The organism is Methyloterricola oryzae (genome assembly GCF_000934725.1).
Taxonomy (GTDB): Bacteria; Pseudomonadota; Gammaproteobacteria; order Methylococcales; family Methylococcaceae; genus Methyloterricola; species Methyloterricola oryzae.
In genome coordinates this window covers 200,308-221,093 of the sequence record NZ_JYNS01000001.1, presented here as the reverse complement: position 1 = coordinate 221,093, position 20,786 = coordinate 200,308, and the positions used below count along the sequence as shown (strand labels likewise).

The 20,786-nt window shown below is 64.0% G+C and carries 17 protein-coding genes; 7 read left to right on the top strand and 10 right to left on the bottom strand.

Annotation, left to right across the window (positions count from 1 at the left end):
- Nucleotides 1–96 precede the first annotated feature (96 nt).
- From EK23_RS00915 to EK23_RS00905, 3 genes are all read left to right on the top strand, one after another.
- Nucleotides 97–1,794: a SulP family inorganic anion transporter gene (locus tag EK23_RS00915; RefSeq protein ID WP_045223394.1), complete on the top strand. Its 1,698-nt coding sequence runs from the start codon at nucleotides 97–99 to the stop codon at nucleotides 1,792–1,794.
- Between the two features lie 90 nt (nucleotides 1,795–1,884).
- A complete protein-coding gene (locus tag EK23_RS00910) occupies nucleotides 1,885–3,342 on the top strand; it encodes a sensor histidine kinase (protein WP_045223393.1) in 1,458 nt (485 codons plus the stop codon).
- Nucleotides 3,339–4,742 carry a sigma-54-dependent transcriptional regulator gene (locus EK23_RS00905; protein ID WP_045223392.1) on the top strand — a complete coding sequence of 468 codons (1,404 nt, stop codon included), beginning with the start codon at nucleotides 3,339–3,341 and terminating at the stop codon, nucleotides 4,740–4,742. The genes EK23_RS00910 and EK23_RS00905 overlap by 4 nt, the downstream gene beginning before the upstream one ends.
- 60 nt (nucleotides 4,743–4,802) lie before the next feature.
- Here the strand turns inward: EK23_RS00905 and lpdA are convergent, their stop codons facing one another.
- The 10 genes from lpdA to EK23_RS00860 all read right to left on the bottom strand — a co-directional run bounded on the left by lpdA (nucleotide 4,803) and on the right by EK23_RS00860 (nucleotide 14,473).
- Nucleotides 4,803–6,236, bottom strand: coding sequence for a dihydrolipoyl dehydrogenase (gene lpdA / locus EK23_RS00900; RefSeq protein WP_045223391.1), 1,434 nt, complete (start codon nucleotides 6,234–6,236; stop codon nucleotides 4,803–4,805).
- Between the two features lie 44 nt (nucleotides 6,237–6,280).
- Entirely contained in the window at nucleotides 6,281–6,421 is a 141-nt protein-coding gene (locus EK23_RS23570) for a hypothetical protein (RefSeq protein ID WP_158002420.1), read from the bottom strand.
- Between the two features lie 46 nt (nucleotides 6,422–6,467).
- Nucleotides 6,468–7,760, bottom strand: coding sequence for a dihydrolipoyllysine-residue acetyltransferase (gene aceF, locus EK23_RS00895; protein ID WP_045223390.1), 1,293 nt, complete (start codon nucleotides 7,758–7,760; stop codon nucleotides 6,468–6,470).
- Between the two features lie 15 nt (nucleotides 7,761–7,775).
- Nucleotides 7,776–10,451, bottom strand: a complete 2,676-nt coding sequence (gene aceE, locus EK23_RS00890; protein ID WP_045223389.1) for a pyruvate dehydrogenase (acetyl-transferring), homodimeric type — start codon at nucleotides 10,449–10,451, stop codon at nucleotides 7,776–7,778.
- A 127-nt stretch (nucleotides 10,452–10,578) separates the two neighbouring features.
- Nucleotides 10,579–11,226, bottom strand: a complete 648-nt coding sequence (thiE, locus tag EK23_RS00885; protein WP_045223388.1) for a thiamine phosphate synthase — start codon at nucleotides 11,224–11,226, stop codon at nucleotides 10,579–10,581.
- Complete coding sequence (locus EK23_RS00880; RefSeq protein WP_052807783.1) at nucleotides 11,223–11,759, bottom strand: hypothetical protein; 537 nt, start codon at nucleotides 11,757–11,759, stop codon at nucleotides 11,223–11,225. The genes thiE and EK23_RS00880 overlap by 4 nt, the downstream gene beginning before the upstream one ends.
- On the bottom strand, nucleotides 11,756–12,202 hold the full coding sequence (locus EK23_RS00875) for a DUF6691 family protein (RefSeq protein ID WP_045223387.1): 447 nt from the start codon (nucleotides 12,200–12,202) through the stop codon (nucleotides 11,756–11,758). Before EK23_RS00875 ends, EK23_RS00880 begins: the two co-directional genes overlap by 4 nt.
- The gene (locus tag EK23_RS00870) at nucleotides 12,199–12,723 is read right to left on the bottom strand and encodes a YeeE/YedE family protein (protein WP_235281868.1); all 525 of its coding nucleotides are present in this window, start codon (nucleotides 12,721–12,723) and stop codon (nucleotides 12,199–12,201) included. The genes EK23_RS00875 and EK23_RS00870 overlap by 4 nt, the downstream gene beginning before the upstream one ends.
- A gap of 68 nt (nucleotides 12,724–12,791) precedes the next feature.
- Nucleotides 12,792–13,748 (bottom strand): sulfite exporter TauE/SafE family protein, encoded by a 957-nt coding sequence (locus EK23_RS00865; RefSeq protein WP_082053840.1) that lies wholly within the window; start codon nucleotides 13,746–13,748, stop codon nucleotides 12,792–12,794.
- Between the two features lie 17 nt (nucleotides 13,749–13,765).
- Nucleotides 13,766–14,473 carry an MBL fold metallo-hydrolase gene (locus EK23_RS00860; RefSeq protein WP_045223385.1) on the bottom strand — a complete coding sequence of 236 codons (708 nt, stop codon included), beginning with the start codon at nucleotides 14,471–14,473 and terminating at the stop codon, nucleotides 13,766–13,768.
- A gap of 202 nt (nucleotides 14,474–14,675) precedes the next feature.
- Here EK23_RS00860 and EK23_RS00855 point away from each other — a divergent pair, with 202 nt between their 5' ends.
- The 4 genes from EK23_RS00855 (at nucleotide 14,676) to orn (ending at nucleotide 20,777) form a co-directional block, all read left to right on the top strand.
- Nucleotides 14,676–16,040 (top strand): sigma-54 interaction domain-containing protein, encoded by a 1,365-nt coding sequence (locus tag EK23_RS00855; RefSeq protein ID WP_045223384.1) that lies wholly within the window; start codon nucleotides 14,676–14,678, stop codon nucleotides 16,038–16,040.
- Nucleotides 16,041–16,170: 130 nt separating this feature from the next.
- A complete protein-coding gene (locus tag EK23_RS21385; protein WP_052807779.1) occupies nucleotides 16,171–18,906 on the top strand; it encodes a sensor domain-containing diguanylate cyclase in 2,736 nt (911 codons plus the stop codon).
- Nucleotides 18,907–18,965: 59 nt separating this feature from the next.
- Entirely contained in the window at nucleotides 18,966–20,195 is a 1,230-nt protein-coding gene (locus EK23_RS00845; RefSeq protein ID WP_045223383.1) for an argininosuccinate synthase, read from the top strand.
- A gap of 36 nt (nucleotides 20,196–20,231) precedes the next feature.
- On the top strand, nucleotides 20,232–20,777 hold the full coding sequence (gene orn / locus EK23_RS00840; protein WP_045223382.1) for an oligoribonuclease: 546 nt from the start codon (nucleotides 20,232–20,234) through the stop codon (nucleotides 20,775–20,777).
- The last annotated feature ends 9 nt before the right edge of the window (nucleotides 20,778–20,786 follow it).

Below are 20,786 nucleotides of genomic sequence, written 5' to 3'. Positions count from 1 at the left end.
GGGTCGCGGGGTTTCGCGGCTCTGGGAGCCCGGAGCCGAATGGCACGGTTGCTGTATGGGGTGATGACAGTCTCTCAGCGCGACCCTCTCTGCACCATGAGCAATTCACGATCAAACACAGCCCTCTCGTTGCCGGCAAGCGGCCTGGCCGGATTGCGCGATAACTGGCGCAACGACGCCATGTCGGGTTTTCTGGTGTTCCTCATTGCCTTGCCCTTGTGCTTAGGTATAGCCATGGCTTCGGGCTTTCCGCCCATGGCCGGCATCATTAGCGCCATGATTGGCGGCTTGGTGGTCTCGCGCCTCAGCGGCTCCTACGTGACCATCAATGGACCCGCCGCGGGCCTGATCGTGGTGATCCTGGATGCGGTTCAGGAGATGGGGCAGGGCGACGCCATGGCAGGTTACCGCTACACCTTGGCTGCCATCGTCGTGGCCAGCCTGCTGCAGATCGCCATGGGTTTGCTCAAGGCAGGCCGGCTCAGCGCCTTCTTTCCCTCCTCCGTTGTGCATGGCATGCTGGCCGCCATCGGCATCATCATCATGGCCAAGCAGATCCACACCCTGCTCGGCGTCAAGCCCGATGCGCCCACCCTGCTGCAGACCATCGGCAAGATCCCCGCAAGTTTCATCGACCTCAACCCCGAGGTGGCCGTGATCGGCGGTCTGGGCGTGGCCATACTCGTCGTCTGGTCGTTCATCCGCAACCGCTATCTCAAGATGATTCCGGCGCCCATCCTGGTGGTGCTGCTGGGTGTGGGGCTGGGCCAGTACTTCGATCTGGATCACGAGCATATCTATATGTTCCTGCCCGACGATCCGCACCTGCCACATCATGAATTCACGGTGGGGCCCAAGTTTCTGGTGGCGATTCCCGACAACTTCCTGGCGGGTTTCTATTTCCCGGATTTTTCGATGATGGGCACGCTGCTATTCTGGGAAAACGTGATCACCATCTGCCTGGTGGGCAGCCTGGAGAGCTTGCTGAGCGCCGCGGCGGTGGACAAGCTGGACCCCTACAAGCGCTATTCCGATCTCAACCGCGACATTACGGCGGTCGGTGTCGGCAACTTCCTGAGCGGCATGGTCGGTGGCCTGCCGATGATTGCCGAGATCGTGCGCAGTTCGGCCAATATCAACAACGGCGCCCGCACCGGTTGGGCCAATTTTTTCCACGGGGGATTCCTGCTGTTGTTCGTGGGCCTGTTTCCCAATCTGATCCACGAGATTCCTCTTTCCGCGCTAGCCGCCTTGCTGGTCTTTACGGGGTTCAAGCTGGCGTCGCCCCGGGAGTTTCTCAAGATGCAAGCCATCGGCTGGGGCCAGTTCGTCGTGTTCATCATCACCATCGGCGGCGTGCTGGCGACCGATCTGCTGATCGGTGTCGCCATCGGCATGGTGGCTGAATTTCTGGTGCACGTGCTGCGCAGCGTCAACTGGTCGGAGGTGCTCAGGCTGTATTTTCGCGTCGACGACCTCGGCAACGGCGTTTATCGCATCTCGGTGGACGGGGCCGCCTTCTTCGCCAACTTCCTGTCGCTCAAAAGCGAACTGGCCGCTCTGCCGGAGCGCAAGAAACTGATCTTTGATCTGTCGGAAGCGGAAACCATCGACCACACGGTGATGGAGTTCATCCATCATTACTGCGAAGACTACCGGCGCCGCGGCGGTCAGTGCGAGATTCATGGCTTGCATCGGCACAAGGCGTCTTCGCAGCACCCCTTGGCGGCGCGGCGCCGGGTTCAGGACCGAGACAACGATGCAGACGGCGACCAGCAATTTTCCCGGATCTGATGCCTGCACAGTGATCGCGCCCGTCTGGGTCTGAGGTCATTCTCTCGCGCTTATTGAAGCGGAGCGCCACCGCACCGGTATAATCGGAGCATGGTTCTCGCGAAGCCCGCCCTCAAGACAGTGCTTGATCGTCCCGCCCAATTGCGCGGGCTCGCGATGCTGGCCCTGCTTGGACTGGTGCTGGCCATCCTGGTGGGAATGATCTGGCGAAACCTGTCGCGGCTCGATACCATACAGGCTTATGTGAGCTATTCCCATTTGGTGCAGGACGCGGGACTCGGACTGCAGCAAGTTCTGGTGGATACGTTTTCCGGCATTCACCCTGGACCGCGGCGGCTGCAGGAGCAGTCCGAGAAGATTCGCAAGTTGATCCGTGAAGATGCACATCTGGATCAGGATACGCCGGCGCGCCTGGGTGTGGTCGATTCGGCTTTGCGGGAGGCGGGCGGTGGCAGCTTGGCCGATGCGCGGAGCCAACTGTCGGATGCGGTCAAGGTCATGCACCTGATCCTGAGCGCGGAGACCGACCAGCGCGAGAGGGTGCTGGAGGAAATCAGCCGCGACACCCTGGCGGAACTGGAACTGGCCACCGGAACGCTCACCGTGATACTGGTGACCGCGTGGATCTTCCTGCGGCGACGCATACTTGCCCCGCTCAACGATCTGAGACATTTGCTGTCGAACCTGGCGCAGGAGGATTTCGTGCCCATGGACACCAAAGGCCTCGATCCCTTGCTGGTGCCCGTGTTCGACAGTTACAACCTGATGGTCCGCAACCTGGGTGAGTTGGAGGAAGCCAAGCGCATGTATGCCTTGTCCCTGGAAGCGGAGGTAAGGTCTGCGACCCAGGCCCTGCTGGAACAGCAGCGCAGCCTGGCGCGGGCCGAACGACTGGCGGCCATTGGCGAACTGGCGGCGGCGGTGGCCCATGAACTGCGCAACCCGCTTGCGGGAATCCAGATGAGTTGCCAGAACCTGCGCAACGAAATCCGCGACCCCGATCAGGCGGAGCGGTTGGATCTCATCGGCGCCGAATTGAAGCGCATGGCGCGCCTGCTCAACAACCTGCTTGAGCAGGGCAGGCAGTCGCCTTTGCCAGCCTGCGAATTCAACTTGGCGGAACTGGTGCGGGAACTCCTGGCGCTCACGCGGTATCAGGTGCCGGCGGAGATCATGCTGGAGCAGGATATCCCCGCCGATCTGGAGTGCTATCTGCCGGAGAGCAACCTGCGCCAGATACTCTTGAACCTGGTGCTGAATGCGGCCCAGGCCCTGGTGGGCAACCCAGGCACAATCCGCCTGGTGGCGCAGCGAGAAGAGGATAAAGTGCTCTTGGAAGTGATCGACGATGGGCCTGGGTTCAGCCCAGAAATTCTCGCGAAGGGGATTCGCCTGTTCGGTACCGGCCGGGTGCGTGGCACAGGCCTGGGCTTGGCCATCGTGCAGCGTTTCGTGCGTGAACTGGGCGGGCAGATCCGCCTTTCCAATCAGACGCCTCATGGCGCCTGCGTCAGTATCACCTTGCCGCTTCGGAGCAGTCAGCCATGAGTCACGGTGGCCTGTTGATCATCGAGGATGAAGCCCTGCTCGGGGCGGAAATCAGCCGCCACTATCGCAAGGAGGGCTGGGAGGTGGAATGGGCCGTTAATCTGGCCGAGGCGCGCCGCTGCCTCCTGGAAAGGCAGTTCGATCCGTTGCTGGTGCTCACCGACATGAACCTGCCCGACGGCAATGCGCTGGATCTCATGGAGGAGGTGCGCGGACGCCAGGCTTATGCGGAGTGGATATTTCTCACAGGCTACGGCGGTGTGGCCGATTCGGTGCGGGCCTTGCGCCTGGGCGCCTACGATTTTCTGGAAAAGCCCTGCGATCTGGAAAGGCTGGGGCTGGTGGTGGCCAGCGCCACGCGGAGCGCCAACGCCCAGCGCCGCTTGCTGGATCAGGCTCAGCAGCGTCACCGGCGCTACTCGCCGGAAGCCTATGTGGGGCACAGCGAGGCCGCCCGGCAAGTGCGCGAACTGCTGGGCAAGCTGACCCGGGTGCCATTCAGCGCACTCCTGGTCGGTGGCGAGACGGGGACCGGCAAGGGTTTGGTAACCCGTATCCTTCACTATGCGGGCAGCCGTGCGGCAAACCCGTTGGTGGAACTGAACTGTGCCGCCCTGCCGCGGGAACTGCTGGAGTCCGAATTGTTCGGACATGAGGCGGGCGCCTTCACAGGAGCTACCACGAGGCACCGCGGCCTGATTGAACAGGCGGATGGCGGTACGCTGTTCCTGGACGAGATCGGCGAGTTGCAACTGGATCTTCAGGCCAAGTTGCTCAAGGCCATCGAGGACCGCAAGATTCGCCGCCTGGGTGGGGAGCGGGAAATTTCGGTGGACGTGCAAGTGGTGGCCGCAAGCAACCGCGATCTGGAGGAAATGGCCAGGAACCGCGAGTTCCGGAGTGATCTGTACCACCGCTTGAGCGTGTTCCGGCTCAATCTGCCGCCCCTGCGCGAGTCCAAGGAGGACCTGAGCGAACTGGTGCCGTTATTCGTGGCCGAGTTCAATGCCAAATCGGGGCGCCAGGTGCGGACCATTCCTGACGAGGCATGGAAGCAGCTGCGGGCCCATGACTGGCCGGGTAACGTGCGTGAGCTGCGCAATGTGGTGGAGCGCTGCGTGCTTTTCTCGGAAGGTCCCGAGTTTCCCGCCCAGTGGCTGCAGTTGCCGGGTCAGGCTGGCGCGGCTCCGATGCGAGCCGCCTTGGCTGAGGGGGAAGACGGCTTGTTCATACCCCTGGATGGCAGCATGAACCTGGACGACATGGATTGCTTCATCATCCGCACCGCCCTGGAACGCAGCGGACACAATACCGTGGCCGCGGCACGGGCCTTGGGCACCACGCGCGAGACCCTGCGCTACCGTATTCGCAAATACGGGTTGGACGTGGCGACGCGCTAAAACCCGGTCTACGTGGCGGGCGGCGCTTGTGCAGATGCGCCGCCGTGTTCGCTCGTCGGGTTACTTCTTGATGTAAAGATCCGTGATCGAGCCTTCGATCATCTCCGCCGCAAACGCAAAGGTTTCCGACAGGGTGGGGTGCGGGTGGATGCTAAGGGCGACGTCTTCCACGTCCGCGCCCATTTCCAGGGCCAGTACCGCTTCGGCAATCAGTTCCCCCGCATTGGGGCCGACGATGCCCGCGCCCAGGATACGCTTGCTTTCCTTGTCGACGATCAGCTTGGTCAGGCCCTCGCGGCGGCCGATGCCGATGGCGCGGCCGCTGGCGGCCCAGGGGAAGGTGGCTTTTTCGATTTCGATGCCCTTGGCCTTGGCTTCCGTCTCGGTCAACCCCATCCAGGCCACCTCCGGGTCGGTGTAGGCGACCGAGGGAATGGTCAGGGCCTGGAAGGCGGAGTGCTCGCCGGCGATCACTTCGGCTGCCACCTTGCCCTCATGGGTGGCCTTGTGGGCCAGCATGGGATTGCCGACGATATCACCGATGGCGAAGATGTGGGGCACGTTGCTGCGTTGGCGGTTGTCCACGGGGATGAAGCCGGCTTCGTTCACGGCCAGGCTGGCGGCCTCGGCGTTGATGAGCTTGCCGTTGGGGCGGCGGCCCACCGCCACCAGCACCCGGTCGAAGAGTTCCGGCTCCGGGGCCCCTTCGCCCTCGAAGTGCACCAGCAGGCCTTCCGGCTTGGACTCGACCTTGGACACCTTGGTCTTCAGCATTATCTTCTCGTACTGCTTCTGCACGCGCTGGTGCAGCGGCTTCACCAAATCGGCGTCGCAGCCCGGGATCAACTGATCCATCAGTTCCACCACGCTGATTTTGGAGCCCAGGGCATGGTAGACATTGGCCATTTCCAGGCCGATGATGCCGCCGCCGATGACCAGCAGCTTGCCCGGTATGTCGGCTAGGGCCAGGGCGTCGGTGGAATCCATCAGGCGGGGGTCTTCATAGGGGAAGCCCGGAATCTTCACCGCCTTGGAGCCGGCGGCGACGATGGCGTGGTCGAAGGTGATGGTCTTGGTGCCCTCGGCGGTTTCCACTGTCAGGCTCTTGTCGCTGGCGAAGCGCCCCTCGCCGCTGACCACGGTCACCTTGCGCTGCTTGGCCAGGCCGGCCAGCCCCGTGGTGAGGGTCTTGACCACGCGGTCGCGCCAGTCGCGGATCTTGGCCAGGTCGAATTCCGGCTTGCCGAAGGCGACGCCGTAATGGCTCACTTCTTCCGCTTCATGGATCACCAGAGCCAGGTGCAGCAGGGCTTTCGACGGAATGCAGCCCACGTTCAGGCACACGCCGCCCAGTACCGGATAGCGTTCCACCAGCACCACCTGCTTGCCCAGGTCCGCGGCGCGGAAGGCGGCGGTATAGCCGCCGGGGCCGCCGCCCAGCACGAGGACTTCGGCGTGGAGTGGGGAGGATGCGCTGTCTGGGGTATTGCTCATGAGGCTAACCTTCTGGAAAGAGTAATTTGCTGGGTTTGACCGGTTTACAGGGGCCGCGCCGCGTCGGTTGCCGCGGGTTCCAAATCCTCGAACAGGTCGGCCGGGAACTCGTGCTTGGTTTCCTGTTGATCTTCCCAGGCCAGGTATTCCTCGGCGCTCATGGTCAGGCGTTCGGCGGTGCCCATGGGAGTCCTCCCGTCTGGGGCGGGCGGCGCTAGGCGCGCTCCGCCGTCACAGCAGAACCCGCCGCAAGTCCGTCAGCACCTGCGCCAGGAAGGCGGCGAAGCGCGCGGCCTGGGCGCCGTCGATGACGCGGTGGTCGAAGGACAGGGAGAGCGGCAGCATCAGGCGCGGCTCGAACTGTCCGCCCCGGTACACGGGCTGGGTCTTGGAGCGGGAAACACCCAGGATCGCCACCTCCGGCGCGTTGATGATGGGCGTGAAGCCGGTGGAGCCGATGCCGCCCAGGCTGGAGATGGTGAAGCTGCCGCCCTGCATTTCCTGGGACTTGAGCTTCTTGCCGCGGGCGCGCTCGCTGATTTCAGCCAGTTCCTGCGCCAGTTCGATCACGCCTTTGCGGTCCGCGTCGCGCACGACGGGTACCACCAGGCCGTCTGGCGTGTCCACGGCGACGCCGATGTGGTAGTACTGCTTGAGGACCAGTTCCTCGCCGTTGGCCGCCAGGGAAGCGTTGAAGGTCGGGAAGGCCTTGAGCGCGCCCACCACGGCCTTGATCAGGAAGGGCAGCAGGGTGACGCGTGCGCCTTTCTTCTCGGCTTCCGCCTTCAGGGAAACCCGGAAGGCTTCCAGTTCGGTGATATCGGCTTCCTCGTGCAGGGTCACATGGGGAATCGTCACCCAGTTGCGGTGCAGGTTGGCGGCCGACAGCTTGTTGATGCGCGACAGCGGGCGATGTTCGATGGGGCCGAACTGGGTGAAATCGATTTCCGGCGCTTCCGGCAGGGAAAGACCGATGCCGCCGCCAGCCGGGGCCTGCAAACGGGCCTTGACGTAGTTCTGCACGTCTTCCTTGAGGATGCGGCCCTTGGGACCGGTGCCCTTGATGCGCGCCACCTCGGCGCCCAGTTCGCGGGCGAAGCGGCGCACCGAGGGGCTGGCGTGGGGCTTGCCGCCCACGCTCTCTTCCACGGGCGGAGCGGCCAGGACGGCTGGCGCGGGTTTGGGGGGCGGCGAGGGCGGGGCGGGTTCGCTGGCCGCCGGGGCCGCGGGTGCCGGATCCGGCGCGGCGGGCGCTGGAGCGGCTGCCGCCGCGGGCGCGCCTTCCTCCAGGGTCAAAGTCAGGATTGGCGAGCCTTCGTTCACCTTGTCGCCCACCTTGACTGCCATGCTCTTCACCGTGCCCGTGAAGGGGCAGGGAATTTCCATGGCCGCCTTGTCACTCTCCAGGGTGATCAGCGAATCCTCGGCCTTGACCGCATCGCCCGGCGCAACCAGGACCTCGATGATCTGTATGTCCCGGAAATTACCGATATCCGGCACCGTGACGATCTTTTCCTCTGCCATATACGTAAGAGCTCCTCAAACAGTAACCGGGTTGGGTTTTTCCGGGTCGATGCCATAGCGCTCCATCGCTTCCTTGACCTTGGCCACGGGCAGCGTGCCCTCGTCGGCCAGGGCCTTGAGCGCGGTCAGCGCGATGTACTTGCGGTCCACCTCGAAGAAGTTGCGCAGGGCGGAGCGCCGGTCGCTGCGTCCGAAGCCGTCGGTGCCGAGGGTGACGAAAGGCTTGCTCAAGAAGGGCCGGATCTGGTCGGGCACCAGTTTCATGTAGTCGGTGGCCGCCACCACCGGGCCCTTCTCGCCGTCCAGGCACTGCGAGACATAGCTGGTTTTCGCGGGCTGATCCGGGTGCAGCAGGTTCCAGCGCTGCTGGTCCAGGCCATCGCGGCGCAGCTCGCTGTAGCTGGTGACGCTCCACACCGTGGCCTTGATGCCGAAATCCGCCTCCAGCAGATCCGCCGCTGCCAGGCTCTCCCTGAGGATGGCGCCGCTGCCCAGCAACTGAACCACAGCCTCCTTGCCCGCATCCTTGAGCTTGTACATGCCGCGCAGGATGCCGGGTACGGAACCCTCGGGCAGGTCCGGGTGGGCGTGGTTCTCGTTCATCACGGTGACGTAGTAGAAGACGTTCTCGCCTTCCTGGTACATGCGGCGCAGGCCGTCCTGCACGATTACCGCCAGTTCGTGGGCGAAGCCCGGGTCATAGGCCACGCAATTGGGGATGAAGGACATGGCCAGATGGCTGTGGCCGTCCTGATGTTGCAGGCCCTCGCCCGCCAGGGTGGTGCGTCCCGCCGTGCCGCCCATGAGGAAGCCGCGCGCCTGCATGTCGCCCGCCGCCCACATCAGGTCGCCCACGCGCTGGAAGCCGAACATGGAATAGTAGATGTAGAACGGGATCATCTGCACGTTGTGGTTGCTGTAGGCCGTGCCCGCAGCGACCCAGGAGGCCATGGCGCCGGCCTCGCAGATGCCTTCCTCGAGGATCTGGCCGGTCTTGTCCTCGCGGTAGTACATGATCTGGTCCGCGTCTTCCGGGGTGTAGAGCTGTCCCACGGAGGAATAGATGGCGTACTGGCGGAACATGCCGTCCATGCCGAAGGTGCGGGCCTCGTCGGCGACGATGGGCACCACGTACTTGCCGATCTTCTTGTCGCGCAGCAGGGTGGTGAGCATGCGCACGAAGGCCATGGTGGTGGACATCTCGCGGTCGCTCTTCTTCAGCAGCGCGTCGAACACGCTCAGATCCGGCACCTGCAGCAGCGGAGCCTCACGGCGGCGGGTGGGCAGATAGCCGCCCAGGGCCTTGCGGCGCTCGTGCAGATAGGTGAGTTCGGGGCTGTCGTCCGCCGGCTTGTAGAAGGGCGCTGCGCTGATCTTCTCGTCCGGAATCGGGATATTGAAGCGGTCGCGGAAGGCCTTCAGGGCCGTCTCGTCCATCTTCTTCTGCTGATGGGTGGTCATCTGGCCTTCGCCGGCCTGGCCCATGCCGTAGCCCTTCACCGTCTTGGCCAGGATTACCGTGGGCTGGCCCTTGTGGTTCACCGCCGCGTGGTAGGCCGCAAAGATCTTGTGGGTGTCGTGGCCGCCGCGGCTCAGGCGGTAGATTTCGTCATTGGACATGTGGGCGACCATCTCCAGCAACTCCGGGTATTTGCCGAAGAAGTGCTCGCGGGTATAGGCGCCGCCCTTGGCCTTGTAGTTCTGGTATTCGCCGTCCACCGCCTCTTCCATGCGCCGGCGCAACAGGCCCTTGGTGTCCTTGGCGAGCAGGGCGTCCCACTGCGAACCCCAGATTACCTTGATCACGTTCCAGCCGGCGCCGCGGAAGGTGCCCTCCAGTTCCTGGATGATCTTGCCGTCGCCACGCACCGGGCCGTCCAGGCGCTGCAGGTTGCAGTTGACCACGAAGATCAGGTCTTCCAGTTTCTCGCGTCCGGCCAAACCGATCGCGCCCATGGATTCCGGCTCGTCCATCTCGCCATCGCCCATGTAGGCCCAGATCTTGCGGCCGGCGGTATCCAGAATGCCGCGGTCCTGCAGGTATTTCATGAACCGCGCCTGATAGATGGCCATCAGCGGGCCCAGCCCCATGGATACCGTGGGGAACTGCCAGAAGTCGGGCATCAGCCAGGGGTGCGGGTAGGAGGAAAGTCCGTCGCCGCCCACTTCCTGGCGGAAGCGCGCCAGATGTTCCTCGGTCAAGCGGCCTTCCAGGAAGGCGCGGGCGTAGATGCCGGGGGATGAGTGACCCTGGAAGAACACCAGATCGCCGCCATGATCCTTGCTGGGGGCGTGGAAGAAATGGTTGAAGCCCATCTCGTAGAGGGTGGCCGAGGAGGCGAAGCTGGCGATGTGCCCGCCGTACTCGGAGGAAATCTTGTTGGCCTGCACCACCATGGCCATGGCGTTCCAGCGGATGTAGGAGCGGATGCGGTGCTCCAGTTCGTCATCGCCCGGATATTTAGCCTGCAGATGCGGGGGTATGGTGTTGATGTAGGCGGTGCTGGCTTTGTAGGGCAGATTGATGCCTGACCGCCGTGCCTTGTCTACCAGGCGCTCGATGATGTAGTGGGCGCGCTCCGGGCCTTCGGCCTCGATCACGGCTTCCAGAGCGTCCAGCCATTCGCGGGTTTCCGTGGAGTCGAGATCGTCGGTAAGGCCAGAAGGTAGGGGCGGATTGGCTGGAGTCATTATGGTTTCCTTCGCTCGGCAGGCGGGATTCAAATACGAAATTGCGATTATAACCAGTCGAATGGGGAGTTCCCACCCGCAGGAGGTTCGCATTCCATCGATCTGGTGAAAAAGGCTGTACGGTTTTTCAACCCCGCCGAAACAAGGGCTGAAACCGCGCTGCCGCCATCTTGGGGTCGCCGGAGCCGAAAACGCCGTCGATGACGGCCAACAGTCCCGCCCCCGCGTGCAGCAGGTTTGCGCCATTGGCGGCCGTGATGCCGCCGATGGCGACGATGGGCAGGTGAATGTGGCGGCGCGCTTCCGTCAGGGTTTCCGGCTTGGCACAGGGGGCATGGGGTTTGCTGCGGGAGGGGAAAAAGCGGCCGAAGGCCACGTAGTCAGCCCCCGATTGTTCGGCCGCCATGGCGCGCTCCAGCGAGTCGTAGCAGGAAACGCCAATGATGGCGTGCTGCCCGAGGGCGCGCCGGGACAGGGCGATGTCGCCATCATCCTTCCCAAGATGCACGCCGTCCGCGCCGATCTGCGCAGCCAGTTCCACGTCATCATTGATGATGAGCGGCACGCCGGCTTTTCGGCATAGCTCCAGCAAGGGGGAAGCTCCGGCGCGGCGCTCGGCGGCGTTCTTGCAGCGGTACTGAATCACGGCGGCGCCGCCGGCGATGGCCGACGATACCGCATTCAGCAGGGCGTCAATCGCGGAGAGGTCTTCGGGGGTGATGGCATACAGTCCCTGTTCGGGAAACGCCGTCGGGGCGGTTGCGCCTCGAGTCAATGCCAGCCGCCGTATTGCTTGGTGGGGTCGCCCTTGAAGCTCTCGGTGGTGGCGCCGCCCCCGCCTCCGCCACCACCGGAGCGCTTGCGCTGCGCGATCGCGGCTCCCGCGGCCTTGGCCAGGTTGGTTTCCGTGATGCCACCCAGGCTCAGGGCCGTTTCCACCACGATGGTGGTCACCGGGCTCACATCCTGCTCGGTGGCCTGGCTGTCGGTCACCGCCGCTTTCAAAGGCTGGTTCGGGGCCTCGTCCGGATACGCGAAGACGATCAGCGGATAGGCCGTTCCCGCGGGGATGCTCAGGTCGGCCTTGGCGCCGTTTTTCAGTTCGCCTTTCGCAATAACGGACCCGCCGGAATCCTTGGCCTCGACCTTCGCCGCGGTGACAGGCCCCTCGTCGTTCAACACGCTCACGGTCAGCCTGGCCGGTCCCGCGCTGGTCGTTCTGGCGCTGGTGCCGCCACTGTCGCAGCCCGTCAACGTGGTTATCAGCGCGCAGGCCAGGGCCGAGGAAAGCAGAATTGTCTTGTTCACGGAAGATCTCCCAGGGGAGGTTTGGACAAGGCAGGGGCTTCCTGCCGTTTGAATAGATAGAATCCGGCGAGCATGCCAACACTGAATACGATGGCGGTGGGCATGGCGCCGGCCGCGGCCAGCAGTCCTGCGCCCGGGCAATAGCCGCTCAGTCCCCAGCCGACGCCGAACAGGACTGAGCCGACGATCAGTCGGAGGGTGATCCGCTCGGAGGTAGGCAGGTGGAAAGACTCTTCGAAGAGCGGACGCCTTCTTCGGAACAGCCATTGATAGGCGGGCAGGGTGACACCGATGGCGCCTGCCATCACCGCCATCAGGGCGGGGTTCCAGTGGCCGGTGACATCCAGGAACGCCAGCACCACCGACGGTTGCACCATGCCGCTGAGTCCGAGGCCCAGGGCGAAAAGCAGACCTAGTATGAATGCCGAGAGCATTGCCTTCATGCCGCCGCCACCGTAACGAGCTTGACCACCCATACCGTCAGCATGGCGCTACCCATGAAGCTCAGCGTGGCCAGCAGTGCCCTGGGCGACAGCCGGCTCAGACCGCAGACCCCATGACCGCTGGTGCAGCCCCCACTCAGGCGCACGCCATAGCCCACCAGAAGTCCGGACACCAGGTAAATGGGCAGCGATCTGGCCTGCTCCACCTGCAGTGTCTGCGGAGAGAAAAGTCCCAGCAACAAACCGCCCAGGCCCAGTCCGGCCAGGAAGGCGCGCCGCCAGCCGCGATCATTGGCCGTAAGGCCCAAGGCTCCGGCGGTGATTCCGCTGACGCCCAGAATGCGGCCATTCAAGGCCATGAGCGCGGCGGCGGACAGGCCGATCAACAGTCCGCCGGCGAGGGCGAGCCATAGGGAGAGCAGGGTATCGGTCATTGGACTTGCAGCATGGACAGGGTTTTCCGAGCCCCAGAGGCGCGCAGCGGCGCATTCCTGGGTGGAATTCCGCAGTATTTCGCTCAAGGGTCGCTGCATTGTTCACATTTACGCGACTCACTGCAAGCCCCGCGCTCGGGGCGCGAGGCTACCGCTCAATAGCGCGGCAAGCGGTGACGTAAAGGTGGCAGCGAGGCGCTGCTCGATTTTCGCGGGCTGGGGGGCTTGAGGGCCTTTTTGTGAACCCAGGCCAATAGCCGATAGGTCAATCCCAGGCCCGCCATGGTGGCCATGCCGGCGAGGAACTCGGGATGTTCGGTGGCAAGCCGGAGCACCTCCTGGGCCAGTTCCAGGGTGAATTCCCGCGAGAGCACATAGAAGCCTACTATCAGCACAAACCAGCCGAACACCTTGCGCAGGCGGGCCGCGCTCAGGCGCCGCGAGAGCAGGCTGCCCAGCAAGCTCCCGCCAATGGCGGCCAGGGTCACGGCGCCGGTGAATGACCAGTCGATGTGCACGTGATGGACGTATCCGGCGAGGGCCGCGGTGGAATTGAGCACCAGCACGAACAGCGAAGTGCCGACCGCGGCGTGCATGGGCAACCGCCCGAGCAGGTTGAGCGCCGGGACGATGAGAAACCCGCCGCCGGCTCCCACCAGTCCGGTCACGCCACCCACCATCAAGCCATCCAGCAGGATGGCGGCCACCGGCAGGTGCGCCGGGCACAGGCTGGCACCCTCGGCTTCCGGTGTCGCTTGATCGCCGCGCTTGCGCAACATGGCGGTCGCGGTGGTCAGCATCACGCCAGCGAATAGCAGCAGCAGGAGGCCGCCGGGGATGAGTCCCGCCAGACGCCCGCCGCCGTAGGCCCCGAGCATGCCCGAGCAGGCGAAAACCAGCCCGGTTTTCCAGCACACCCGCTTGCCGCGGGCGTGGCCTAGCATGGCGATGAGGCTGGTGGTGGCGACCATCACCAGGGCGGTGGCGATGGCGGTCTTGGGCTCCATGCCGTAGAGGTAGACCAGCATGGGCACCGCCAGGACCGAGCCGCCTCCGCCCAAAAGGCCCAGGATCAGGCCGATAAAGGCTGCGAGTACGAGGACGAGCGTCATGGGCTTGTTCTTCCCTGTCAACCGTGACGCGAGGTGCCTTCCACCCTCCCGCAGGCCTGGTTGGCGGGGAGGGCCTGATCGATTTGCTTGGGGTAGGCCAGCTTCAGTTCCTGCATGATGGCAATGAATTCATCGCGCGTGCGGCCTGCGCCCAGGCGCGGGTTTTTGGCCATTTCCTGCTTGATGGTGGACACGGTGTTGCCCTGATAATCGTGGCCGGGATACACCAGGGTATCAGGCGGCAGGGTAAACAGCTGGTGGTGGATGCTGTCGTAGAGTTGGCCGGCATTGCCCTGCTGGAAATCCGAGCGGCCGCAGCCATTGATGAGCAGGGCATCGCCGGTGAATACCCGGTCCTCCATGACATAACTGACACAGCCGTTGGTGTGGCCGGGGGTATGCCGCACTTCGAATTCCAGATCGCCCAGTTGCAGGGTGACACCGTCGGTCACTAGCAGGTCGGCGCAGAGTGCGCCCGCATCCCGGTGCACCACGCTCTTGCTCCCCAGGCGTTCCCGCAGTTGTCCCGAGCCGGTGATGTGATCGGCGTGCACATGAGTTTCCAGGGTGTAGTAGAGCTCCAGCTTCAGGGTCTCCAGCAGTTGCACGTACTGCTCCACCTCGCTGGCCACCGGATCGATGATCATGGCCTTGCGCGTGCGTTCGCAACCCAGCAGGTAGGAGTAGGTGGATGTCTCCGGTTCGAACAGCTGTCTGAAGATCATGCGGGCTCTCCTTATAATTCGGGTTGATCTGAATCTGCTAGAAGCAGGAAGCAGGCCATGAGCTGAGGGTGGCTGGATTTCGACTTCAAGCGATTGAAACTAAAGCATAGTCCTGGAATCGAGAGGCGCGCTGGGGGCGGCGCCGGTGTGTTTCTTGAAAGAATATGATACGTTTGTGAAACATTTGAACCCTGGTGAAACGATGACCGAGCACTCCGCCTTCCTGAAAAGCTGGTTGCTCCAGGTGGGGGCGGATCAGGTCGTGGAAGCGCTGTCCGCCATGCTGGATTGCGGCGCCCTGTTCGCGGTAGACGGCGAATGCCGCATCGTGTTCTGGAGCAAGGGGGCGGAGCGCCTCCTCGGCCTTTCCCGGAGCGAGGTGTTGGGGCGAACGAGCCGCAGCATTCCGCCGCTGAGCCATTGCGCAGTGTCCAAGCAGCTCAGCGCCGGGGAGGTCATACAGGGCGATGCCATGGAACTGCCCGGCAGCGTCGGAATGGTCAAGGTGCGGCAGGCCGCGCGGCCGTTCTTCGATGAGCAGGGACGCTTTGTGGGCGCTCTCGAAGTGCTGTGGCCCGAATCCGCGGTGGCTGTGCCGCCGCGTCCGCCGACCGAGGATGCGACGGAGGACTTCCATGGCATCCTGACCCGCGACCCCGCCATGAAGCAGGCCTGCCGGGTCATCCGCAACGTGGCTCAAACCGAGGCCACGGTGCTCATCCGGGGCGAGTCGGGCACGGGCAAGGAACTGGTCGCGCGCGCCATCCATGCTGAGAGTCACCGCGCCCGTAAGCCGTTCCAGGCCGTCAATTGTGCAGCCATCAGCGCGAATCTGCTGGAGAGCGAGTTGTTCGGCCATGTGCGCGGCGCTTTCACCGGCGCGCTGCGTGACCATGCCGGCCTCTTCCAGCGGGCGGACGGCGGCACCCTGTTTCTGGACGAAGTCGCGGAACTGCCCCTGGAACTGCAGGCCAAGCTGCTGCGGGTGCTGCAGGAGCGGGATTTCGTGCCCGTCGGCGGCGACCGGGCCATCAAGGTGGACGTGCGCATCGTCGCCGCCACTCATCGCTCGCTGCGGGATCAGGTGCGCGAAGGGCGGTTCCGCGAGGATCTGATGTACCGCCTGCGGGTGGTGCCCCTCTTCCTGCCTGCGCTAAGGGAACGGCGTCAGGACATCAGCCTGCTGCTCTGGCATAACATCGACCGTCACAATGTGCAGGGTCACCGTCGCGTCGTGCGCGTCGATCCGGATGCCATGCGCGCATTGCTGGATTACGCCTGGCCCGGCAATGTGAGGGAGTTGCAGAACGTGATGGAGTACGCCTTCGCTGTGGGACGCGGGGAGGTTCTCCGCCTGGAGGATCTGCCGCCAGAGTTTCGCGAGGAGCGCGCCGCTTCGGCACGGCCGCCGTCGAACTTGCCTCCGCTGCGGTTGACGGGTGCGCAGGAGGCGGACTTGATTCGCGACGCGCTGCGAGAATACGGCGGCCGCATCGAGCCTGCCGCCAAGTCCTTGGGGATGAGCCGTGCCACCTTCTGGCGCAAGCGCAAACAACATGGCTTGTGAAAATTCAGGGCCACGGCCCGTGATTCCCCAACCGGCCAGCGGGCGCAGATCCGGTGCCGAGGCATCTTCTCTGTGCGGCCACACCACGCGTCAGCCAGGTCGAGACGAGCCTGCTTGAGGTGACGGTTCGATGCGTTCCCGTTCTTTCCTAGCGCGTTTGGGTTATCGGCCCTATCCCTGGGTGCTGCTGGCGGCATCGCTGTGCCTGACCGTTTACTCCAGCCTGATGGCGTACCGGCAGGTTGGGCAGGAGTCGCGCCAGCGCTTCGTGCTTGCCGCCGGAGAAATCAAGACCCGGCTCGAGGATCGCATCAGCGCCTACGAACAGGTGCTGCTCGGCGCGCGCGGGCTTTTCGCGGCGGATGTCGCGGTATCGCGCCAGGTCTGGCACCGCTTCGTCGAAAGCCTGGAACTGCAGCGCCGCTTTCGCGGCATTCAGGGTCTGGGTTATGCGCTGCACCTGGCCCCCGGATCCTTGCCTGCCCACGAACTGGATGTGGCGAGGGAAGGCTTCGAGGCCTATCGGGTCTGGCCGTCGGGGCAACGTGACGAGTACAGCGCCATCGTCTATTTGGAGCCTTTCAACGCGCGCAACCAGCGCGCCTTCGGCTTTGACATGCTGTCGGAGCCGGTAAGACGTCAGGCCCTGCAGGCATCTCGAGACAGTGGACAGATCACTGCCACGGGCAAGGTGACCCTGGTTCAGGAAACCGGCAAGGACACGCAACCGGGTTTCCTGATCTATCTGCCGGTCTACCGTGGCGGTGCCGATCCCGGCGATGTGGAGCGACGCCGCGCGGAACTGCTGGGCTGGGTATATGCGCCGTTTCGCATGGGTGATCTCATGGACGGCATTCTGGGTGCCCTGCAGCAGCAGGTCCATCTGCACCTCTATGATGGCGCGGCGCCATCGCCCGCGAACCTGCTGTACGACAATCGGCCCGAGGGCGCCGCCGGCACCGGTTCCGAGTTGCAACTACAGTATCGGATCGACGTGGCCGGACATCCCTGGACCCTGGCACTGTCTGCGCTGCCGGGATTTTCCGGTTTTGCGTCAGGCCATGGTTTCACCGCCCTGGTGATGGCGGGGGGCAGCCTGGTCAGCCTGTTGCTGTTCGCCATCGCCAAGTCGCTGGTTGGCACCCAGATGCGGGCGCGGGCAATCGCCGCCGAACTGACCCAGAGTCTGCGCAAGAGCCGTGAACTCCACCACCGTATCGTGACCCTCGCCCACGAAGGAATCCTGGCTGTGGATACGCGTTTTCGGGTGACCTACTCCAACCCGAGGCTGGCCGAGCTGCTGGGCTGCCCGCTGGAGTCCCTGATTGGCCGGCCGGTTATGGAACTCGTCGAGACGCAGCAGCGAGCGCTGGTAAAGGTGAAGCTGGAAAACCGTCGGCGGGGTATCAGCGAAAGCTATGAAGTGAACCTGCTCAAAGCCGACGGCGGGCGTGTCCCGGTGCTGCTCTCCGCCGCGCCGCTGCTGGGCGAGGGCGGTTCGTTCATGGGGTCGTTCGCCATGATTGTGGATATCTCCGCCCGCAAGCACGCGGAAGCGGCCCTGCAGGAAAGCGAGTCGCGCTTCAGGAGCCTGGCCAATTCCGCCAGCGATGCCATCATCAGCATCGATGCGGATGGCAAGGTGGTGTCGTGGAACCGCGCCGCCGAGACCATCTTTGGCTACAGCGAGGAAAGCATACTGGGCAACCCGGTCTCGCAGATCATGCCTCCGGAGTTGGCCAGGCAGCATCAGGCCTTCGTCAGCGCCTATCTCCAGCGTGGCGTGCCGCGCGTCATGGGCAAGACCGTGCAGTTGAGCGGCCGCCGCCGCAGCGGCGAGGATTTTCCCCTGGAACTGTCCCTCTCCGAGTGGAGTCTGGATGGAAGACGCTATTTCGGCGCCATCATCCGCGACATCACCGAGCGCATGCGCGCCGCGGAGGCGCTCACGCAGAGCGAGGAGCGCTTGCGGCGCGCCATCCTCAATGCGCCGGTGCCCATGGCACTGCACGCGGAAGACGGCGCCATCCTTCTGCTCAGCGAAACCTGGCAGACGCTGAGTGGTTACTCCATGGAGGACGCACCGACGCTGTCGGCATGGCTGGAGCGGGCGCAAGGCCGGAGCCCGGTTGAAGGCGAAGCGGGTCCGGTCTGCCGGCTGCCTTTTGCCGAAGGCGAGGTCCAGATTTGTACCCGCGACGGGCGGTGGCTCATCTGGGATTTTCACTCGTCTCCGCTGGACACCCTGGCCGATGGCCGCAAACTGATTGTCACCACCGCCATGGACGTGACCGAGCGACGCGCCAACGAGGCGCGCGTCTGGTTCCTGGCGCATCATGATGCGCTGACCAGGCTGCCCAATCGGCAACTGCTGCAGGAACGCGTGGAGCGGGCGTTGAGTATGGCCAAGCGCAAATGGGGCCGGCTCGCCCTGATCTATTTCGACATCGACCATTTCAAGCGAGTCAATGACGAATTGGGCCACGATGTGGGCGATGCACTCCTGGTGGCCGCTGCGCAGCGTCTGCGCGATTGCGTGCGTGACAGCGATACCCTGGGACGCCTGGGTGGCGACGAGTTCCTGGCCCTCCTGCCGGAAATCAGCGGTGCCGGCCAGGCCGCATCGGTTGCCGAGAAGATCCGCGATGTCCTGGCCAGGCCCTTCGACTTGAAGGGGCAGGCCGTCAAGGTTTCCACCAGCATCGGCATCGCCCTGTTTCCTGAGCACGGGCCCGATTTCGCCAGCCTGCTCAAAGGCGCCGATGTGGCGATGTACCTGGCCAAGGGCAGCGGCCGCGACCGTTGCTGCTTTGCAGCGCCAGCCGGCGACGCGAACAGCACCCAGCAGCCTCCCGAGTCCGCGTGAACCCGCGGGCGATTCGGCTATAATGCCGCGATCTTGCTCCATCAACCCTGCTGAGAAACATGTCGAAATCGAACGTCAAGAAAGTTGCGCTGGCTTATTCCGGCGGTCTGGATACCTCCGTCATCCTCAAGTGGCTGGAAGAAACCTACGGCTGCGAAGTGGTGACCTTCACCGCCGACATCGGTCAGGGCGAGGAAGTCGAGCCGGCGCGCGCCAAGGCGCAGGCCATGGGCATCAAGGAAATCTACATCGATGACCTGCGCGAGGAATTCGCCCGCGATTTCGTGTTTCCCATGTTCCGCGCCAATACGATCTATGAGGGCGAATACCTGCTCGGCACCTCCATCGCCCGGCCACTGATCGCCAAGCGCCTGATCGAGATCGTCAACGAGACCGGCTGCGACGCCATTGCCCACGGCGCCACCGGCAAGGGCAACGACCAGGTGCGCTTCGAGCTGGGCGCCTATGCCCTTAAGCCGGACGTCAAGGTCATCGCCCCCTGGCGCGAATGGGACCTGACCTCCCGCGAGACCCTGCTGGCCTACGCCGAGAAGCATGGCATCCCCATCGAGATGAAGCGCGGCAAGGCCTCGCCCTATTCCATGGATGCCAACCTGCTGCACATCTCCTACGAAGGTGGCGTGCTGGAGGATCCCTGGGCGGAGCCGGAAGAGGACATGTGGCGCTGGTCGGTATCGCCGGAAGCGGCGCCCGATAGCCCTACCTACATCGAGCTGAGCTATGAGTGCGGTGACATCGTCGCCATCGATGGCGAGGCCATGAGCCCGGCGGCGGTGCTGGCCAAGCTCAACCAACTGGGCGGCGCCAACGGCATCGGCCGGCTGGACATCGTGGAAAACCGTTACGTGGGCATGAAGTCTCGCGGCTGCTACGAGACGCCGGGCGGCACTATCATGCTGCGCGCCCACCGCGCCATCGAGTCCATCACCCTGGACCGGGAAGTGGCGCACCTGAAGGACGATCTGATGCCGCGCTACGCCAGCCTGATTTACAACGGCTACTGGTGGAGCCCGGAGCGCCTCATGCTGCAGCAGATGATCGATGCCTCCCAGGTCAGCGTCAACGGCCAGGTGCGGGTGAAACTGTACAAAGGCAACGTTACGGTGGTTGGGCGCAAGTCGGAGAGCAACAGCCTGTTCGACATGAACATCGCCACCTTCGAGGACGACAAGGGCGCCTATAACCAGAAAGACGCCGAAGGTTTCATCAAGCTTAATGCGCTGCGTATGCGCATCGCCGGCAAGAAAGGCGTGAAGTTCGCCGGTTGAGGGCGGACGGACGTACAGCAGAAGGAGAGGAATCGGATGGTCCAAGACGCGCAGAACCTGATCTGGATCGATCTCGAAATGACCGGACTGGACCCCCAGAACGACTACATCATCGAGATCGCCACCGTTGTGACCGACAAGGAACTGAATGTCAGGGCCCGCGGGCCCGTCATGGCTATCCATCAGAGCGAGGAGGCCCTGGCGCGCATGGATGACTGGAACCGCAAACAGCACGGGGAATCGGGGCTGATCACCCGGGTGCGGGAGAGCCGCATCAATGTCGGCGAGGCCGAGCGGCGCACCCTGGACTTCCTGGCGCAATGGCTGCCGAAGGGAGCCTCGCCCATGTGCGGCAACAGCATCTGCCAGGACCGGCGCTTCCTGGCACGCTGCATGCCGAAGCTGGAAGCCTTCTTCCATTACCGCAACCTGGATGTCTCCACGGTCAAGGAACTGGCGGCGCGCTGGGCGCCCAAGCTCAAGGACGGCTTCAAAAAGAAGAACTCCCACCTGGCGCTGGACGATATCCTCGAGTCCATCGAGGAGCTTAAGTACTACCGGGAACGTTTTTTTCGCTTCTGAGCGCCTGAG

What these genes read in the sequence shown, in the direction of transcription:
- EK23_RS00915 (WP_045223394.1), top strand. Translation starts at nt 97, where the DNA reads ATGAGCAATTCACGATCAAACACAGCCCTCTCGTTGCCGGCAAGCGGC.
- EK23_RS00910 (WP_045223393.1), top strand. Translation starts at nt 1,885, where the DNA reads ATGGTTCTCGCGAAGCCCGCCCTCAAGACAGTGCTTGATCGTCCCGCC.
- EK23_RS00905 (WP_045223392.1), top strand. Translation starts at nt 3,339, where the DNA reads ATGAGTCACGGTGGCCTGTTGATCATCGAGGATGAAGCCCTGCTCGGG.
- lpdA (WP_045223391.1), bottom strand. Translation starts at nt 6,236, where the DNA reads ATGAGCAATACCCCAGACAGCGCATCCTCCCCACTCCACGCCGAAGTC.
- EK23_RS23570 (WP_158002420.1), bottom strand. Translation starts at nt 6,421, where the DNA reads ATGGGCACCGCCGAACGCCTGACCATGAGCGCCGAGGAATACCTGGCC.
- aceF (WP_045223390.1), bottom strand. Translation starts at nt 7,760, where the DNA reads ATGGCAGAGGAAAAGATCGTCACGGTGCCGGATATCGGTAATTTCCGG.
- aceE (WP_045223389.1), bottom strand. Translation starts at nt 10,451, where the DNA reads ATGACTCCAGCCAATCCGCCCCTACCTTCTGGCCTTACCGACGATCTC.
- EK23_RS00875 (WP_045223387.1), bottom strand. Translation starts at nt 12,202, where the DNA reads ATGAAGGCAATGCTCTCGGCATTCATACTAGGTCTGCTTTTCGCCCTG.
- EK23_RS00865 (WP_082053840.1), bottom strand. Translation starts at nt 13,748, where the DNA reads ATGACGCTCGTCCTCGTACTCGCAGCCTTTATCGGCCTGATCCTGGGC.
- EK23_RS00860 (WP_045223385.1), bottom strand. Translation starts at nt 14,473, where the DNA reads ATGATCTTCAGACAGCTGTTCGAACCGGAGACATCCACCTACTCCTAC.
- EK23_RS00855 (WP_045223384.1), top strand. Translation starts at nt 14,676, where the DNA reads ATGACCGAGCACTCCGCCTTCCTGAAAAGCTGGTTGCTCCAGGTGGGG.
- EK23_RS21385 (WP_052807779.1), top strand. Translation starts at nt 16,171, where the DNA reads ATGCGTTCCCGTTCTTTCCTAGCGCGTTTGGGTTATCGGCCCTATCCC.
- EK23_RS00845 (WP_045223383.1), top strand. Translation starts at nt 18,966, where the DNA reads ATGTCGAAATCGAACGTCAAGAAAGTTGCGCTGGCTTATTCCGGCGGT.
- orn (WP_045223382.1), top strand. Translation starts at nt 20,232, where the DNA reads ATGGTCCAAGACGCGCAGAACCTGATCTGGATCGATCTCGAAATGACC.